Below are 16117 nucleotides of genomic sequence, written 5' to 3' on the forward strand. Positions count from 1 at the left end.
GGTCATGGAGGCACGAAACGAATATGTCCAGTACCACTGTCGCCGAGTTCGCGCAAGAGCTCAAGAAGACTCCAGAAATCCTGCTTGACCAGCTCAAGAGCGCGGGCGTGCCCAAGGTTGCCGCAACGGACGCGCTCACCGAGTCGGACAAACAACGCTTGCTCGGCTTCCTGAAGGCCAGCCACGGCACGGTCGAGCCGGAGCGCAAGAAGATCACGCTCACGAAGAAGTCGACCAGCGAGATCAAGCAGGCGGACGCGACGGGTCGCGCCCGGACCATCCAGGTCGAGGTGCGCAAGAAGCGCACCTTCATCCAGCGCGACGAAGGCCATCCTGCGGCCCCCGAGGCTGCCGCCCCGCAGGTCGAGACCCAGGCAGCTGTTGCTGCCGTGCCCGCTGCCCCCCGTATCGACGAAGCCGAACTCGCTCGCCGTGAGGAAGAGGCGCGGCGCCAGGCCGAGTTGATCCGCCGTCAGGAAGAAGAGCTCGCCGAGAAGCGCCGCCTGCGCGAAGAAGCGGAGGCGCGCGAGCGCGCCCGGGCCGAGGAGGCCGAACGCGCGGAACAGGAAGCGAAGGCTGCTGCCGCTCAGAAGAAGGCCGCCGAAGCCGCTGCTGCTGCGGCGGCGCTCACTGCGGGTGGCCCCGAACCGGTCGAGGAAGCACCGGCGGAGGCGACTCGCAAGGCTGCGGAACCCACCCCCGAGCAGGTCAAGGAAGATGCCAAGGCCAAGGCTGCCGCCGAGTCGAAGGCGCGAGCCGAGGAAGAGGCTGCACGCGCCCGTGATCTCGACGAGCGTCGCCGCAAGGCGCTGGCTGAAGCCGAGGCCATTCGCGCGATGCTGAATTCGCCGGCGCGCGTGCTGGTGCCGAAGGCGCCCGAAAAGCCCGCCGCTGCGCAAGCCAAGGCAGGTGTCAAGGGCACGCTGCACAAGCCGACCGCGCCTGCGGCCCGTACGGGCGCACCGGCTGCGGCGGCTGGCGCACAGGCACCTGCCGCCCCCGCGGGCGCTGGCGGAGCCGGGAAGGAAGTGAAGTCCGCCAAGCTCTCGTCGAGCTGGGCCGGCGACACCGCCAAGAAGAAGGAAATCAAGACCCGTGGTGACGCCAGCGGTGGCGTCGGACGTGGCAACTGGCGCGGTGGCCCGCGCGGCCGGCGCGGAAACGACCGCAACGGCGTCGAGGAACGCGCGCCGGCGGCGCCGGTCGAGGCACGGGTGCTCGAAGTGCACGTGCCCGAGACCATCACGGTCGCCGAGCTCGCGCACAAGATGTCCGTCAAGGCGTCGGAAGTCATCAAGCAATTGATGAAGCTCGGCCAGATGGCGACCATCAACCAGTCGCTGGACCAGGACACCGCGATGATCATCGTGGAAGAAATGGGCCACAACGCCGTGGTTGCCGCGCTGGACGATCCCGAAGCCTTCACCGACGAGGACGTGTCGGCACAGCAGGCCGAGGCGCTCCCGCGGGCACCGGTCGTGACCGTGATGGGCCACGTCGACCACGGCAAGACCTCGTTGCTGGACTACATCCGCCGCACCAAGGTCGCCGCGGGTGAAGCCGGCGGCATCACGCAGCACATCGGTGCCTATCACGTGCAGACGGATCGCGGCATGGTGTCCTTCCTGGATACCCCGGGCCACGAGGCGTTCACCGCCATGCGTGCACGTGGTGCGCAGGCAACCGACATCGTGATCCTGGTGGTTGCCGCGGACGACGGCGTCATGCCGCAGACCAAGGAAGCCATCAAGCACGCGAAGGCCGCCAATGTGCCGATCGTGGTGGCGATCAACAAGATCGACAAGCCCGATGCCAACCTTGACCGCGTCAAGCAGGAGCTCGTGGCCGAAGAAGTCGTGCCGGAAGAGTACGGCGGCGACACGCCGTTCGTGCCCGTGTCCGCCAAGACGGGGCAGGGCGTGGACGACCTGCTCGAGCAGGTTCTGCTCCAGGCCGAGATTCTGGAACTCAAGGCGCCGGTGGATGCCGCCGCGAAGGGCCTCGTCATCGAAGCGCAGCTCGACAAGGGCCGCGGTCCGGTTGCGACGGTGCTGGTGCAATCCGGCACGCTCAAGACCGGCGATGTGGTGCTGGCGGGTTCGACCTATGGCCGCGTCCGCGCCATGATCGACGAGGACGGCAAGCCCGTGAAGACCGCGGGTCCATCGATCCCCGTGGAAATCCAGGGTCTGACGGAAGTGCCGCAAGCCGGCGACGAGTTCATGGTGATGGGCGACGAGCGCCGTGCGCGCGAAATCGCGACCTATCGTGCGGGCAAGTTCCGCAACACCAAGCTCGCGAAGCAGCAGGCGGCCAAGCTGGAGAACATGTTCGCGGACATGACTGCCGGCGAAGTCAAGACGGTGCCGATCATCATCAAGGCCGACGTCCAGGGTTCGCAGGAAGCGCTTTCGCAATCGCTGCTCAAGCTCTCGAACGAAGAGGTCAAGGTACAGATCGTGTATGCCGCCGTCGGTGGCATCAGCGAATCGGACATCAACCTCGCGATCGCATCCAAGGCGATGGTCATCGGCTTCAACGTGCGTGCCGACGCCGGCGCGCGCAAGCACGCCGAAGGCAACAACATCGAGATCCACTACTACAGCATCATCTACGACGCTGTGGACGATCTGAAGACAGCGATGGCCGGCATGCTGGCTCCGGAGCGGCGCGAAGAGGTCATCGGTTCGGCCGAGATCCGCACCGTGTTCGTGGCGTCCAAGATCGGTACGGTCGCGGGCTCGTACGTCACGTCCGGCTCGGTCAACCGCAACGCGCATTTCCGCCTGTTGCGCGACAACGTGGTGATCTACACCGGCGAGATCGAATCGCTCAAGCGCATGAAGGACGATGTGCGCGAAGTGCGAGAAGGCTTCGAGTGCGGTATCAAGCTCAAGAACTACAACGACATCAAGGAAGGTGATCAGCTGGAGTTCTTCGAGATCAAGGAAATCGCAAGGACCTTGTAACGCCGCCAGGCTTCGCGCACTTCGTGTCGCTTCGCCAACCCCTTCTGGGGGCAACACCAGCGGCCCGGCAGAGCCGGTTCCGCGGTGTTCCCCGCAAAGAGGATGGCGTGTACGAAGATCGTGGAGAGTTGAAATGCCCAAGAGAAAAGCCGCACCCCCCAACCGCGCCTTCAAGGTCGCCGATCAGATCCAGCGCGATCTGACGGAGTTGATTGCGCGCGAGTTGAAGGACCCGCGGGTGGGCATGGTGACGATCCAGGCGGTCGAGGTCACGCCCGACTATGCGCATGCGAAGGTCTTCTTCAGCCTGCTCGTGGGCGATCCGGTCGAGACGACCGAGGCGCTGAACCAGGCGGCCGGTTTCCTGCGCAACGGCCTTTTCAAGCGCCTGCACATCCATACGGTGCCGACGCTTCACTTCCAGTTCGATCGCACGACCGAACGGGCCGCCGACATGAATGCGCTGATCGCGCAGGCCGTCGCTTCACGTTCCAAAGACGACTGAAGATGAACGCGCCACGCACACGGGTGCAGCGGCGCCCTGTGCATGGGGTGTTGCTGCTCGACAAACCGCTGGGTCTCTCCAGCAACCAGGCCTTGCAGAAGGCGAAGTGGTTGCTGCGCGCGGAGAAGGCCGGGCACACCGGAACCCTCGACCCGCTCGCGACGGGCGTGCTTCCGCTGTGCTTCGGCGCCGCCACGAAGTTCAGCCAGCTCCACCTGGATGCCGACAAGACTTACGAGGCCGTCGCCCGGCTCGGCATCAGGACGTCCACCGGGGATGCCGAAGGCGAGGTCATCGAGCGCCGCGCGGTCGCCGTGAATGATGCCGATCTGGCCCGGGTACAAGCTCGCTTCACCGGCCCGATCCGACAGGTGCCACCGATGCACAGTGCCCTGAAGAAGGATGGCAGGGCGCTGTACGAATATGCCCGCGAAGGGCTTGAAGTCGAGCGCGCGCCGCGCGATGTCGTGATTCACAGCCTTTCGATCACCGCCCGGCCGGGCAGCGATGACATCCACATCCGGGCCACCGTGAGCAAGGGGACCTACATCCGCACGCTCGGCGAAGACATCGGCGAAGCCCTCGGTTGCGGCGCCCACCTCATTGCCTTGCGGCGCGTTGCCACCGGTGGCTTCCATGCCAGCCAGTGTGTCGCGCTCGAAGCCCTCGAAGCCATGGACGAAGGCGAGCGTCTCGCCCAACTGCTGCCGACCGAGTCGCTGGTTGCCGATCACACCCGTGTCACGCTCGGTGCCGAAGATGCCGGGCGTTTTCTTTCGGGCCTGCGCAGGCGCGGCGGGTGGGGCGATTCGCCGGCCGTGGCCGTGTTCGGCGACACCCCTCGAACCTTTCTCGGCACGGCCCACGTGAAGGCCGGCGAGCTCATTCCGGGGCGCTTGCTGAGCCCCATCGAAATCCAGCAAACACTATTGACCGAAGCGACACCATGAGCACCAATCAGATTCGCAACATCGCCATCATTGCCCACGTCGACCACGGGAAGACCACGATGGTCGACCAGTTGCTGCGCCAGTCGGGCACCTTTGCCGAGCACGAGAAAGTGGTCGACACCGTGATGGACAACAACGCCATCGAAAAAGAGCGCGGCATCACGATCCTGGCCAAGAACTGCGCCGTGACCTGGAAGGGCACCCACATCAACATCGTGGATACCCCGGGGCACGCGGACTTCGGCGGCGAAGTGGAGCGTGCGCTGAGCATGGTCGACGGCGTCGTGCTGCTGATCGACGCGCAGGAAGGCCCGATGCCGCAAACGCGCTTCGTGACCAAGAAGGCGCTGGCGCTCGGCCTCAAGCCGATCCTGGTCGTGAACAAGGTCGACAAGCCGGGCGCACGTCCGGATCACGTGGTCAATGCGGCCTTCGACCTGTTCGACAAGTTGGGCGCCACCGACGAGCAGTTGGACTTCCCGGTCGTCTACGCCTCGGGCATCAACGGCTGGTCGTCGCTGGAAGAGGGCGCGCCGGGTGAGCAGTGGGGACCGGACATGTCGGCCCTGTTCGACACCATCCTCAAGCACGTGCCAGCGCATGCCGGCGATGCGCAAGCACCGCTGCAACTGCAGATCTCCGCACTCGACTTCTCGACCTTCGTGGGCCGGATCGGCGTGGGCCGCGTCAACGCAGGGACCATCAGGCCGATGATGGACGTTGTCGTGATGGAAGGGCCGGACGGCAAGGCGATCAAGGGCCGCGTCAACCAGGTGCTGACCTTCCAGGGGCTGGACCGCGTGCAGACCAAGGAAGCGGGTCCCGGCGAGATCGTGCTGATCAACGGCATCGAGGAGATCGGCATCGGCGTGACGGTGACCGATCCGCTCAAGCCGGCGCCGCTGCCGATGCTTCGCGTCGACGAGCCGACGCTGACGATGAACTTCTGCGTCAACACCAGCCCGCTGGCCGGCCGCGAAGGCAAGTTCGTCACCAGCCGCCAGATCTGGGACCGCCTGCAAAAGGAACTGCAGCACAACGTGGCCCTGCGCGTGCGCGAGACCGACGAGGAAGGCGTCTTCGAAGTGATGGGCCGCGGCGAACTGCACCTGACGATCCTGCTGGAGAACATGCGCCGCGAAGGCTATGAAATGGCCGTGTCGAAGCCGCGCGTGGTGTTCAAGGACATCGACGGCGTGCGCTGCGAGCCGATCGAGCTGGTGACCGCCGACATCGAGGAGCAGCACCAGGGCGGCGTGATGCAGGCGCTCGGCGAACGCAAGGGCGACCTGGTCAACATGGAGCCGGACGGCAAGGGCCGCGTGCGTCTCGAATACCGCATTCCGGCGCGCGGGCTGATCGGCTTCAGCAACGAATTCCTCAACCTGACGCGTGGCTCGGGCCTGATCTCCAACATCTTCGACGGCTACGAGCCGCACAAGGGCGACATCGGCGGCCGCAAGAACGGCGTGCTGATCTCGATGGACGACGGCGAGATCTTCACCTATGCGCTTGGCAAGCTGGACGATCGCGGCCGCATGTTCGTGCGCGCCAACGACCCCGTGTACGAGGGCATGATCGTCGGCATCCACAGCCGCGACAACGACCTGGTGGTCAACGCCACGCGTACCAAGCAGCTCACCAACTTCCGCGTGTCGGGCAAGGAAGACGCGATCAAGATCACGCCGCCGATCGATCTCACGCTCGAGTACGGCGTGGAGTTCATCGAGGACGACGAGCTGGTCGAGATCACGCCCAAGAGCGTGCGCCTGCGCAAGCGCTATCTCAAGGAACACGAGCGCAAGCGCGCCTCGCGCGAGGCCGCCTGATGCAGGCCGCCGGTCGTGGACTGACCCATGGCCGGGCCGCCTGGCTGATGGTCGCCGTGACCCTGATGTGGGCCACGGCCGGTCTCGTCACGCGGCATCTCGAGCATGCGCGCAGCTTCGAAGTGACGTTCTGGCGGAGCTTCTTCACGCTGGTCGCGCTGCTCGTCATCCTGCCGCTGTGGCAGGGACCGGTGGTGTTCGCCAAGATCCGTCGCGGCGGGCGCGAACTCTGGATCTCGGGGGTGTGCTGGAGCGTGATGTTCACCGCCTTCATGGTGGCGCTCACGCTGACCAGCGTCGCCAACGTTCTCGTCACGATGGCTGTCGGACCGCTCTTCACCGCGCTGGCCGCGCGGATCTTCATCGGCCACAAGCTGCCTGCCCGCACGTGGGCCGCCATCGTGCTGGCGGGCATCGGCATCGGCTGGATGTACGGGACGCAACTGGGAGAAGGCCTGCTCGTCGGCACGCTCGTGGCCCTGTGCGTTCCGCTTGCGGCGGCGTGCAACTGGACCGTGGCCCAGCATGCGCATGCCAAAGGCCATGACATCGACCTCGTGCCGGCGGTGCTGATCGGCGCGGCCATCTCGGCACTGGTCACGTTGCCGTTGGCCTGGCCGTTCCAGGCGAATGCGCACGATCTGAGCCTGCTGGCCTTTCTCGGCCTGGTGCAGCTCGCGATCCCGTGCGTGCTGTCGGTGATCTGCGCCCGCGTGCTGAAGGCGCCCGAGGTGTCGCTGCTCGCGCTCCTCGAGGTGATCTTCGGTATCGCGCTTGCCCGGCTCGGTGCCGGCGAGGAGCCGCCGCCCAGCGTGCTGACCGGGGGTGCCCTGGTGATCGGCGCATTGGTGTTCAATGAGCTGCTCGGCATGCGCGAGCGACGCGCACCGGGCGCGGCATTGAGCGGGACTTCCTGAGCTCAGGGCAAGCACCGACCACCCGACGCAGGCCGCCGCGTTGATTCGTTTTCGAAGGAAGGTATTGATGCGACTTTCATTCACGCTTCTGGCCTGCGCCCTGGCCGCAGCGCCGTTCTGCGCGTCGGCGCAGGTGTCGATCAACATCAACGTGCCCGGCGTCGTGGCGGTGGCGCCGCCGGCGCCGCGCTACGAGCCGGTGCCGCCGCCGCGCGTGGGGTACGTCTGGGTGCCCGGGGCCTGGCAGTACCGGCATGACGCCTACGCCTGGCAACAGGGCTACTGGCAGCCCGCAAGGCCGGACTACCTCTATGCGCCCGGCCGCTGGGTGCGTGCCGACGGCGGATGGCGCTGGGTCGAACCCGAATGGAGAGCGGCCCGGTACAAGGAGCCGAAGGGCCACCGCCACGATCACGGCGACTATGACGATGATCGCTATCACTGCCCCCCGGGGCAGGCGAAGAAGGGCCGTTGCTGAGCCGGCCCCTCCCCGACGAAAAAGGGCCGGTAGCAACCGGCCCCTTTTCTTTTTCATCGGCTCGGCTCAGGGGCGAGCGACCTTCCAGGCCCCGTTCAACATACCGTCGCCGGTCTTGTCGCCGGCCTTGGCGTCCTTCGACCAGTAGTACAGCGGCGAGCCCTTGTAGGCCCACTGCTTCTTGCCGTCATCGCGCGTGATGATCGTGTAGGCGCCCATGGGCTTGGCCGCATCGGCAACCGGGAGCGGCGGCCAGTTGGTCGCGCACGGACCATTGCAGACCGACTTGCCGCTGTTGGGCGCGTCACGGTCGAAGGTGTACAGCGTCATGCCCGTCGGGCCGATCAGCACGCCATCGGCGGTGCGGGTGGGCGTGTCCGGTGCGGGTGACATGCTTCCGCAGCCGGCAAGCAGGGCGGCAGTGAGGATCGAGGCGCTGAGCAGTTTCATGAAGTTTTCTCCTTCGGTTGAAAAAAGCGGTGCGAGGTCGCAGTCTACCCATCGGCCTTTTCGAGCTGACGATAGACGGCGGTGGCAAGCGTGAGCAGAGCATCCCGCGAGAGCGGACCGGTCAGTGCATAGCCGAAACCGCGGTCGACCCAATAGAAGCTGGGGACCGGGCCGTCGGCCGAGAAGCGGAACGCCGTTTCGTCGGCGCGTGGAGCCGTCGAAGACGGCCCCAGACTGCCGATATAAAGCGTGAGCCTTTCGCCGCCGGCGCGCTCGAACATGAACTGCGCGCGGGCGCCCTCGTTGCCCGGCAGCAGCCGGCCACCGACGAGCGTGTAGCCTTGAGCTGACAGATCGGGCACCCGCAAGGGCCTGTCGAGGCGTTTGGACAGCCATTGGACGAGATGCTGCTGTTCGGCTGCGGCCACTTCGACCGGATGACGTTTCTCGGGTGCGTAGACCACATGTGCCACCGCGGCAGCATGAACGAACTCCCGGGTTGCCGGCGATCGCGCGAGCATCGAACCGGTGTAGGAGCCGGACCATTGCGCGCTGGCCAGCCAGCCCGCGCCGAATGCCAACGCGATCCCTGCAGCCGCGCCGCCCCAGCGCGCCCACATGGCCTTGCGGGCGTGCGAACGCGCGGCCAGCCCCGCGGCGGCCAGCAGGTTCGGCGGAATCGGCTCGTCCAGCACGCCGCGATGCAGCTGTCGCAGGGCATCGCGCTGCGCCTGCCATTCGGGAGCGCCGTCATCGAGGTTGGGATCGGTGGACTTCATGACGTTGGCCGGCTACTTGAGACGCCGCAGACCGGGACGACCCGTGACCGGCGGCGGCGCTGCTTCCATCAGTTCTCGGAGGCGTTCGCGTGCCCGCGAAAGGCGCGACATCACGGTGCCGAGCGGAATGCCGAGCACCTTGGCGACCTGCGCATAAGACAGGTCCTCCAGCGCGACCAGCAGCAGCACGGAGCGCTGGTCTTCGGGCAGGAGCAGCACGCAGCGCTGAAGATCGATGGCCTGGTCGCGATGCGAGTCGACGACGCGCAGCTCATGGATCACGTCTTCAAGATCGACCGAACTGCGTGCGGGTGCGCGGCGAGCCTGGCTCGCGAACACGTTGTGCATGATCGTGAAGAGCCATGCGCGCAGATCCGTGCCGACGCTCCACAGTCGCCATTTGCTGCAGGCACGCTCGAGCGTGTCCTGCACCAGGTCATCGGCGGCCCAGGCGTCGCCCGTCAGCGCACGGGCATAGCGGCGCAGGCTCGGGATGTGTTCGACGATGGCACTCGAATCCATGGATGCAGTTTGGCTGATGCTGCACGAACGCCGGCGGCGCGGCGTTTATTCCATGGGTCCGAAAAATCAGCCTGCGTCTTTGAGGACTCGCCGCTTCAGCGGCTTTGCGGGGTTGCCGCCGTAGACGGTCCAGGGATCGAGCGACCGGAAGGCGACGCTGCGCGCGCCCAGGACCGCGCCTTCGCCGACTTCCACGCCGGGGCCGACGAAGGCTTCGGCCGCGATCCAGGCCCGCGGACCGATCGTGATCGGCCGCGCGATCAACTGAAAGCTGGCCGACGAGATGTCGTGGGTGCCGGCGCAGAGATGGGCCCCTTGCGACACCAGCGCACCGCGGCCGAGCGAGATCGGCGCCATGTTGTAGCAAGTCACCCGCTCGGCGAGGAGCGCCCGATCGGCGAGGTGCAGGTGAGGGGGATACCAGACCTTCGCGCTGCCGCGCACGTCGCTCGACTCGCCCAGCCTGGCGCCGAAGAGCTTCAGCAGGAAGCGGCGCCAGAAGCTCATCTGCGGCGGCGTCCAGGACGCCAGGACGGCCCAGGTCACATTCCAGACGGCGCGCATGATCCGGTTGCCCAGCGAGAAGCTCGGGCCGCCTTCGAGCGGATTGACGCGCGAGGCGTCGAGGGGTTGCAGCGCCATCCGGGTTCCTCAGCGGGTTCGGTTCTTCATGGCCCGTTCGACCTCACGCTTGCCTTCGCGGTCCTTGATGGTGTCGCGCTTGTCGTGCTCGGCCTTGCCCTTCGCCAGCGCGATCTCGCATTTGACCTTGCCGGCCTTCCAGTGAAGATTGATCGGGATGAGCGTGTAGCCCTTCTGCTCGACCTTGCCGATGAGCCGGCGGATCTGGTCCTTGTGCAGAAGCAGCTTCTTGGTGCGCACCGAATCGGGCGTGATGTGGGTTGACGCCGAGCGCAGGGGGTTGATCTGGCAGCCGATCACGTAGAGCTCGCCGTCGCGGATCACCACATAACCGTCGGTCAGTTGAACCTTGCCTTCACGCAGCGACTTGACCTCCCAGCCTTCGAGCACCATGCCGGCTTCGAAGCGCTCCTCGAAGAAATAGTTGTACGCGGCTTTCTTGTTGTCCGCGATCCGGGAAGAGGGGTCCTGCTTTTTCTTTGTGGCCATGGGGAATCAAGTGGGGTCGGCATGGCTTCAATACAATCCGTCGCGCACGCTGTGCCCATTCTATGAAAACAGTCCACAAGTCCATCCTCATCTGGTACAGCGCCGATGAGATGTACGCCCTGGTCACCGACGTGGCCAAGTATCCCGAATTCTTGCCGTGGTGCGACCGGTCCAGGGTGATCGAACAGGACGACTTCGGCATGACGGCCGAAGTCGGACTGGCGTTCAGCGGCTTGCACAAGAGCTTCACGACCCGAAACACCCATGTGCCCGGCCGCGAGGTGCATCTGAAGCTCGTCGACGGACCTTTCTCCAATCTCGATGGCGTCTGGAAGTTCACGCCGGTGGGAGAAGAGGGCGAGCGGGCCTGTCGCGTCGAACTGAACCTCACGTACGGCTTCAACAGCATCGCGCTGCAGACACTGGTCGGCCCGGTGTTCGACAAGATCGCCTCCAACCTGGTCGAAGCCTTCGTGAAGCGCGCCGAGCACATCTACGGCGCTGCCTGATGCTGCAAGTGACGGTGGTTTGCTCGCCCGCGCCGCGGGAGGTTTTCGAGGAGATCGTGAGCCTTGCCGAAGGCGCGACCGTGCGCGATGCGGTTCGGGCGAGCGGGCTTGCCGCGGCCCATCCTGAATTCGACTGGCAGGCGGCCGCGCCGGGCATCTGGGGGCGGGCGGTCGAATGGACCCAGGCGCTTGCGAATCTCGATCGCGTCGAGCTCTGCCGCCCGCTCGCCGTCGACCCCAAGGTGGCGCGGCGCGAGCGATTCAAGCAGCAGGGCGCCCGGGGGACCGGGCTGTTCGCGCGTCGCCGCAAGGGCGGCAAGGCGGGGTACTGAGTCGTCGCCGCAGGGCGGCTTACTTGCAGTCCGAATCGATCACGGTCTGAAGGCGCTTCTGTTCGGCGGCGCGCGCGTCGTCGTCCATGATTTCGCGCTCGCCCTGCCCGTTGACGCGCGCCACGCGAATGCCGCTGTCCATCGTGGCCTTGCCGTCGCGGGCACGCTTGCAGTTGTCCGCCTTGGCCTGGGCGACCTTCTGCGCTTCGGCGGCCTGCTTGGCCTTTTCGGCTTCCTCGGCCTTGCGCGCCTTTTCTTCGAGCTCCTTGTCGACGCCGGACGGCTTGGCTGCGGCTGTCGTGGAGGGGCCGCAGCCGGCGCGTTGGTGGCGCCGCCCTCGACCGCCGGCACGCTGAAGTTCAGGCGCTTGGCCGTATTGGGCCTGCGGAGGATGTTCTTCTCGGGGATATCGATCGGAGGCGGCTGATCGCTGAAGACCTTCTTGTTGTCCTTGTCGATCCATTGCCACTGCGCCTGTGCGCCCAGCGGCAGCAGGAACACCGATCCGATGACCAGGAGATGCGCGAGTTTCATGGGCGGCAGTTTAGCCTTGCCTTACGTTTTGCAACCACAACACTGGCATTTTCGCAACGCCAGAGCCCAAAGAGGCTCGCTTTTCGCTCAATGAGCGCAAGACGCCGCAATCCCTCACGGCGCCGGAAGGCCGCAGGCCATCGTTACAATCCGTCTTTTGGAGCTTCACCCATGCGCCTTCTCGGCAAAGCGCTCACCTTCGACGACGTGTTGCTGGTGCCAGCGTATTCCCAGGTCCTCCCGAAGGACACCTCCCTCGCCACCCGGCTCTCCCGAAACATCACCCTGAACCTGCCTTTGGTCTCGGCCGCCATGGACACCGTGACCGAGGCTCGCCTCGGCGATCGCGATGGCGCAGGAGGGTGGCATCGGCATCATCCACAAGAATTTCACGCCCGCCGAGCAGGCCGCGCAGGTCGCCAAGGTCAAGCGCTACGAGTCCGGCGTCCTGCGTGATCCGGTCGTCATCACGCCGAACCACAGCGTGCGGCAGGTGATCGCGCTGTCGGAGCAACTCGGCATCTCGGGCTTCCCGGTGTGCGATGCCGGCAAGGTGGTCGGCATCGTGACCGGCCGCGACCTGCGATTCGAGAGTCGCTACGACGCGCCGGTGAGCGAGATCATGACCCCGCGCGACAGGCTCATCACCGTTCCCGACGGCACCACGCTGGCCGATGCGAAGGCGCTGCTTAACAAGCACAAGCTCGAGCGGCTCCTGGTCATCAACGACGTCTGGGAGCTCAAGGGGCTGATCACCGTCAAGGACATCACCAAGCAGACCAGCTTCCCGAACGCCGCGCGTGATGCCAGCGGTCGCCTGCGCGTGGGCGCCGCTGTCGGTGTGGGCGAGGGCACCGAGGAGCGCGTCGAGGCGCTGGTCAAGGCCGGTGTCGACGCGCTCGTCGTCGACACGGCGCATGGCCATAGCGCGGGCGTGATCGAGCGCGTGCGCTGGGTCAAGAAGAACTACCCGAAGGTCGACGTGATCGGCGGAAACATCGCGACCGGCGATGCGGCCCGTGCGCTGGCCGATGCCGGCGCCGATGCGGTCAAGGTCGGCATCGGCCCGGGCTCCATCTGTACGACACGCATCGTGGCCGGCGTGGGTGTGCCGCAGATCATGGCGATCGACAACGTCGCGACGGCGCTGCAGGGCACCGACGTGCCGCTGATCGCCGACGGCGGTATCCGCTATTCGGGCGACATCGCCAAGGCCATCGCGGCGGGCGCAAGCACGGTGATGATGGGCGGCATGTTCGCCGGCACCGAAGAGGCGCCCGGCGAAATCGTGCTGTACCAGGGCCGCAGCTACAAGAGCTATCGCGGCATGGGCTCCATCGGCGCGATGCAGCAGGGCAGCGCCGACCGCTATTTCCAGGAATCCAGCACCGGCAACCCCAACGCCGACAAGCTCGTGCCCGAAGGCATCGAAGGCCGCGTGCCCTACAAGGGTTCGATGGTGTCCATCGTCTACCAGATGGCCGGCGGCTTGCGCGCCAGCATGGGCTACTGCGGCTGTCCGACGATCGAGGACATGAAGAACAAGGCCGAGTTCGTCGAGATCACCGCTGCCGGCATTCGCGAGAGCCACGTCCACGACGTGCAGATCACCAAGGAAGCGCCGAACTACCGCGCCGAGTGACCGCTTGAGTCAGCATTCTGGCCAGACTTCAAATTCTGGCCGGGATGCCTATAATGGCCAGCTTTTCCAAATCTGGTCAGACTCATGCAGTACACCGGCATCTATGAGGCGAAGAACAACTTCTCGGCCCTGATCGAATCGGTCGAAAAGGGCGAGGAGGTTCGCATCACCCGGCACGGCAAGGAAGTGGCGCGCATCCTCCCGGTGCGTCGCAAGCCGGTGATCACCGACGCGCAGATCCAGCGCGAGCTGAGCCAGATCGACGCCTTGCACGCGATGATCCGGCCCGGCCCGTCCGTGCGCGAGCTCCGCGACGAAGGCCGGCAGGGATGACCGCCTTCGTCCTCGACGCTTCGGTGACGGCCGCCCGGCTGCTGCCCGACGAAGCGAACGAACATACCCGGCGCCTCTACGCCTTGATGCGGCGCGACGAGGTCGAGCCGCAGGCGCCGAACCTCTGGCAGTGGGAGTGCGCCAACATCATCGCCAACGGCGTACGGCGCGGCCGGATTCCGCAAGCCGCGGTCGAAGGCCTGTGGTCGGTGCTCGAGGCGGTCCGGCATCGCGTCGAACTCCATGAAATGGCGCCGCCGCAGCACAAGGCATCGCTTGCCATCGCGATGGACAGCGGGCTGTCCTCCTACGACGCGGGCTACCTCTGGCTGGCCCGATCGCTCAATCTTCCCCTGGCCACTTTCGACAGGAAGCTGGCCGAAGCCGCGACGCAGTCCGGCATCCGCCTTCTCGATCTCTCCACGCTCTGACCTATGCAACACGACAAGATCCTCATCCTCGACTTCGGCTCGCAGGTCACGCAACTGATCGCGCGCCGCGTGCGTGAAGCCCACGTGCTCAGCGAAGTCCATCCCTGCGATGTCACCGACGACTGGATTCGCGACTACGCGAAGGACGGCCATCTCAAGGGTGTGATCCTTTCCGGCAGCCATGCCAGCGTGTATGAGGAAAGCACCGACAAGGCGCCTCAGGCGGTGTTCGAGCTCGGCGTGCCGGTGCTGGGCATCTGCTATGGCATGCAGACCATGGCGCACCAGCTCGGGGGCAAGGTCGAGAGCGGCCACAAGCGCGAATTCGGTTTCGCGGCCGTCCGTGCGCGCGGCCACACCGAGCTCTTGCGCGACATCGCCGACTTCACCACCGACGAAGGTCACGGCATGCTCAACGTCTGGATGAGCCACGGCGACAAGGTCACCGAATTGCCGCCGGGCTTCAAGCTGATGGCGTCGACCGAGAGCTGCCCGATCGCCGGCATGGCCGATGAAGCACGGCGCTTCTACGCGGTGCAGTTCCACCCGGAAGTCACGCACACGCAGCAGGGCAAGGCGATCCTCGAGCGCTTCGTGCTCGGCATCTGCAGCGCGAAGCCCGACTGGATCATGCGCGACCACATCGCCGAGGCCGTCGAGGCGATCCGCAAGCAGGTCGGCGACGAGGAAGTCATCCTCGGCCTCTCGGGCGGCGTCGATTCTTCGGTGGCCGCGGCGTTGATCCATCGAGCGATCGGCGACCAGCTCACTTGCGTGTTCGTCGACCACGGGCTGCTGCGGTTCAACGAGGGCGACATGGTCATGGACATGTTCGTCGGCCAACTGCACGCAAAGGTGATCCGTGTCGATGCGAGCGAACTGTTCCTCGGCAAGCTGGCCGGTGTGAGCGATCCCGAGGCCAAGCGCAAGATCATTGGCGGCGAATTCGTCACCGTCTTCAAGCAGGAAGCGGCCAAGCTCACCAGCCAGGGTGCGAAGGGCGCGAAGTGGCTGGCGCAGGGCACGATCTATCCGGACGTGATCGAGTCCGGCGGTGCCAAGAGCAAGAAGGCCGTCACGATCAAGAGCCACCACAACGTCGGTGGTCTGCCCGAACAATTGGGCCTGAAGCTGCTGGAGCCGCTGCGCGACCTGTTCAAGGACGAGGTGCGCGAACTCGGTGTCGCGCTGGGCCTGCCGCCCGAGATGGTCTACCGCCACCCGTTCCCCGGCCCGGGCCTGGGCGTCCGGATCCTCGGCGAGGTCAAGAAGGACTACGCCGACCTGCTACGCCGTGCCGATGCGATCTTCATCGAGGAGCTGCGCAACTTCGTCGACAAGGAAACCGGCAAGAGCTGGTACGACCTCACGAGCCAGGCCTTCACCGTTTTCCTTCCGGTCAAGAGCGTCGGCGTGATGGGCGACGGTCGCACCTACGACTACGTGGTGGCGCTGCGTGCGGTGCAGACCAGCGACTTCATGACGGCCGACTGGGCCGAGCTGCCTTATGCGCTGCTCAAGAAGGTCTCGGGCCGCATCATCAACGAGGTGCGCGGCATCAACCGCGTGACCTACGACGTGAGCAGCAAGCCGCCGGCGACGATCGAGTGGGAGTGAATTGACGTCCTTCGGGGACTATCGTCAGTTATCGAAAAACTGCCGTAACGTATTGATTTAAAAGGAAATACGTCTCGGCAGCTATCGGTGGCTATCGCCGGCCAGCGGAACAGGTTGGCGGTAAAAGTGGCGGTAAGAACCGGAGGCCGGATTAAGACCCTCCCGTTCACTATTGAGACCAAACCGGTC

17 protein-coding genes and 1 pseudogene are annotated in these 16117 nt (G+C 65.7%); 12 read left to right on the forward strand and 6 right to left on the reverse strand.

All coding sequences use genetic code 11. The features are described 5' to 3' along the window. The first annotated feature begins 23 nt into the window (after positions 1-23). From infB to ACQ858_RS09680, 6 genes are all read left to right on the forward strand, one after another. Positions 24-2969, forward strand: a complete 2946-nt coding sequence (gene infB / locus ACQ858_RS09655; protein ID WP_431276466.1) for a translation initiation factor IF-2 — start codon at positions 24-26, stop codon at positions 2967-2969. 133 nt (positions 2970-3102) lie between these two features. Continuing rightward, entirely contained in the window at positions 3103-3474 is a 372-nt protein-coding gene (gene rbfA, locus ACQ858_RS09660) for a 30S ribosome-binding factor RbfA (RefSeq protein ID WP_431276467.1), read from the forward strand. A 2-nt stretch (positions 3475-3476) separates the two neighbouring features. Then, positions 3477-4424, forward strand: a complete 948-nt coding sequence (gene truB, locus ACQ858_RS09665; RefSeq protein WP_431276468.1) for a tRNA pseudouridine(55) synthase TruB — start codon at positions 3477-3479, stop codon at positions 4422-4424. Further along, on the forward strand, positions 4421-6253 hold the full coding sequence (gene typA / locus ACQ858_RS09670) for a translational GTPase TypA (protein ID WP_431276469.1): 1833 nt from the start codon (positions 4421-4423) through the stop codon (positions 6251-6253). The genes truB and typA overlap by 4 nt, the downstream gene beginning before the upstream one ends. Next, positions 6253-7170, forward strand: coding sequence for a DMT family transporter (locus ACQ858_RS09675; RefSeq protein ID WP_431276470.1), 918 nt, complete (start codon positions 6253-6255; stop codon positions 7168-7170). The genes typA and ACQ858_RS09675 overlap by 1 nt, the downstream gene beginning before the upstream one ends. A 67-nt stretch (positions 7171-7237) precedes the next feature. Continuing rightward, on the forward strand, positions 7238-7648 hold the full coding sequence (locus ACQ858_RS09680) for a hypothetical protein (RefSeq protein WP_431276471.1): 411 nt from the start codon (positions 7238-7240) through the stop codon (positions 7646-7648). Between the two features lie 66 nt (positions 7649-7714). Here ACQ858_RS09680 and ACQ858_RS09685 read toward each other — a convergent pair whose 3' ends face one another. The 5 genes from ACQ858_RS09685 to smpB form a co-directional block, all read right to left on the reverse strand. Then, entirely contained in the window at positions 7715-8098 is a 384-nt protein-coding gene (locus tag ACQ858_RS09685) for an ATP-binding protein (protein ID WP_431276472.1), read from the reverse strand. Positions 8099-8142: 44 nt separating this feature from the next. Continuing rightward, on the reverse strand, positions 8143-8877 hold the full coding sequence (locus ACQ858_RS09690; RefSeq protein ID WP_431276473.1) for an anti-sigma factor family protein: 735 nt from the start codon (positions 8875-8877) through the stop codon (positions 8143-8145). A gap of 12 nt (positions 8878-8889) precedes the next feature. Beyond that, positions 8890-9399 (reverse strand): RNA polymerase sigma factor, encoded by a 510-nt coding sequence (locus tag ACQ858_RS09695; RefSeq protein ID WP_431276474.1) that lies wholly within the window; start codon positions 9397-9399, stop codon positions 8890-8892. Positions 9400-9465: 66 nt separating this feature from the next. Continuing rightward, on the reverse strand, positions 9466-10041 hold the full coding sequence (locus ACQ858_RS09700; RefSeq protein WP_431276475.1) for a putative colanic acid biosynthesis acetyltransferase: 576 nt from the start codon (positions 10039-10041) through the stop codon (positions 9466-9468). Between the two features lie 9 nt (positions 10042-10050). Continuing rightward, positions 10051-10530 (reverse strand): SsrA-binding protein SmpB, encoded by a 480-nt coding sequence (smpB, locus tag ACQ858_RS09705; RefSeq protein ID WP_431276476.1) that lies wholly within the window; start codon positions 10528-10530, stop codon positions 10051-10053. A gap of 62 nt (positions 10531-10592) precedes the next feature. Here smpB and ACQ858_RS09710 point away from each other — a divergent pair, with 62 nt between their 5' ends. Both ACQ858_RS09710 and ACQ858_RS09715 read left to right on the forward strand, forming a co-directional pair. Continuing rightward, positions 10593-11039 carry a type II toxin-antitoxin system RatA family toxin gene (locus ACQ858_RS09710; RefSeq protein ID WP_431276477.1) on the forward strand — a complete coding sequence of 149 codons (447 nt, stop codon included), beginning with the start codon at positions 10593-10595 and terminating at the stop codon, positions 11037-11039. Beyond that, positions 11039-11371, forward strand: a complete 333-nt coding sequence (locus ACQ858_RS09715) for an RnfH family protein (protein ID WP_431276478.1) — start codon at positions 11039-11041, stop codon at positions 11369-11371. Before ACQ858_RS09710 ends, ACQ858_RS09715 begins: the two co-directional genes overlap by 1 nt. A gap of 19 nt (positions 11372-11390) precedes the next feature. Here ACQ858_RS09715 and ACQ858_RS09720 read toward each other — a convergent pair whose 3' ends face one another. Continuing rightward, positions 11391-11834 carry a DUF4124 domain-containing protein gene (locus ACQ858_RS09720; protein ID WP_431276479.1) on the reverse strand — a complete coding sequence of 148 codons (444 nt, stop codon included), beginning with the start codon at positions 11832-11834 and terminating at the stop codon, positions 11391-11393. Positions 11835-12076: 242 nt separating this feature from the next. On the opposite strand from ACQ858_RS09720, the pseudogene guaB reads away from it, so the two are divergent. The 4 genes and pseudogenes from guaB to guaA all read left to right on the forward strand — a co-directional run bounded on the left by guaB (position 12077) and on the right by guaA (position 15928). Next, a pseudogene (gene guaB / locus ACQ858_RS09725) lies at positions 12077-13547 on the forward strand (IMP dehydrogenase). Between the two features lie 84 nt (positions 13548-13631). Further along, entirely contained in the window at positions 13632-13880 is a 249-nt protein-coding gene (locus tag ACQ858_RS09730) for a type II toxin-antitoxin system Phd/YefM family antitoxin (RefSeq protein ID WP_431276480.1), read from the forward strand. Continuing rightward, entirely contained in the window at positions 13877-14311 is a 435-nt protein-coding gene (locus ACQ858_RS09735) for a type II toxin-antitoxin system VapC family toxin (RefSeq protein WP_431276481.1), read from the forward strand. Before ACQ858_RS09730 ends, ACQ858_RS09735 begins: the two co-directional genes overlap by 4 nt. A 3-nt stretch (positions 14312-14314) precedes the next feature. Then, positions 14315-15928, forward strand: coding sequence for a glutamine-hydrolyzing GMP synthase (gene guaA, locus ACQ858_RS09740; RefSeq protein ID WP_431276482.1), 1614 nt, complete (start codon positions 14315-14317; stop codon positions 15926-15928). Positions 15929-16117 lie beyond the last annotated feature (189 nt).

The sequence above is a fragment of the Variovorax ureilyticus genome (assembly GCF_050632185.1).
Lineage (GTDB): Bacteria > Pseudomonadota > Gammaproteobacteria > Burkholderiales > Burkholderiaceae_C > Variovorax > Variovorax ureilyticus_A.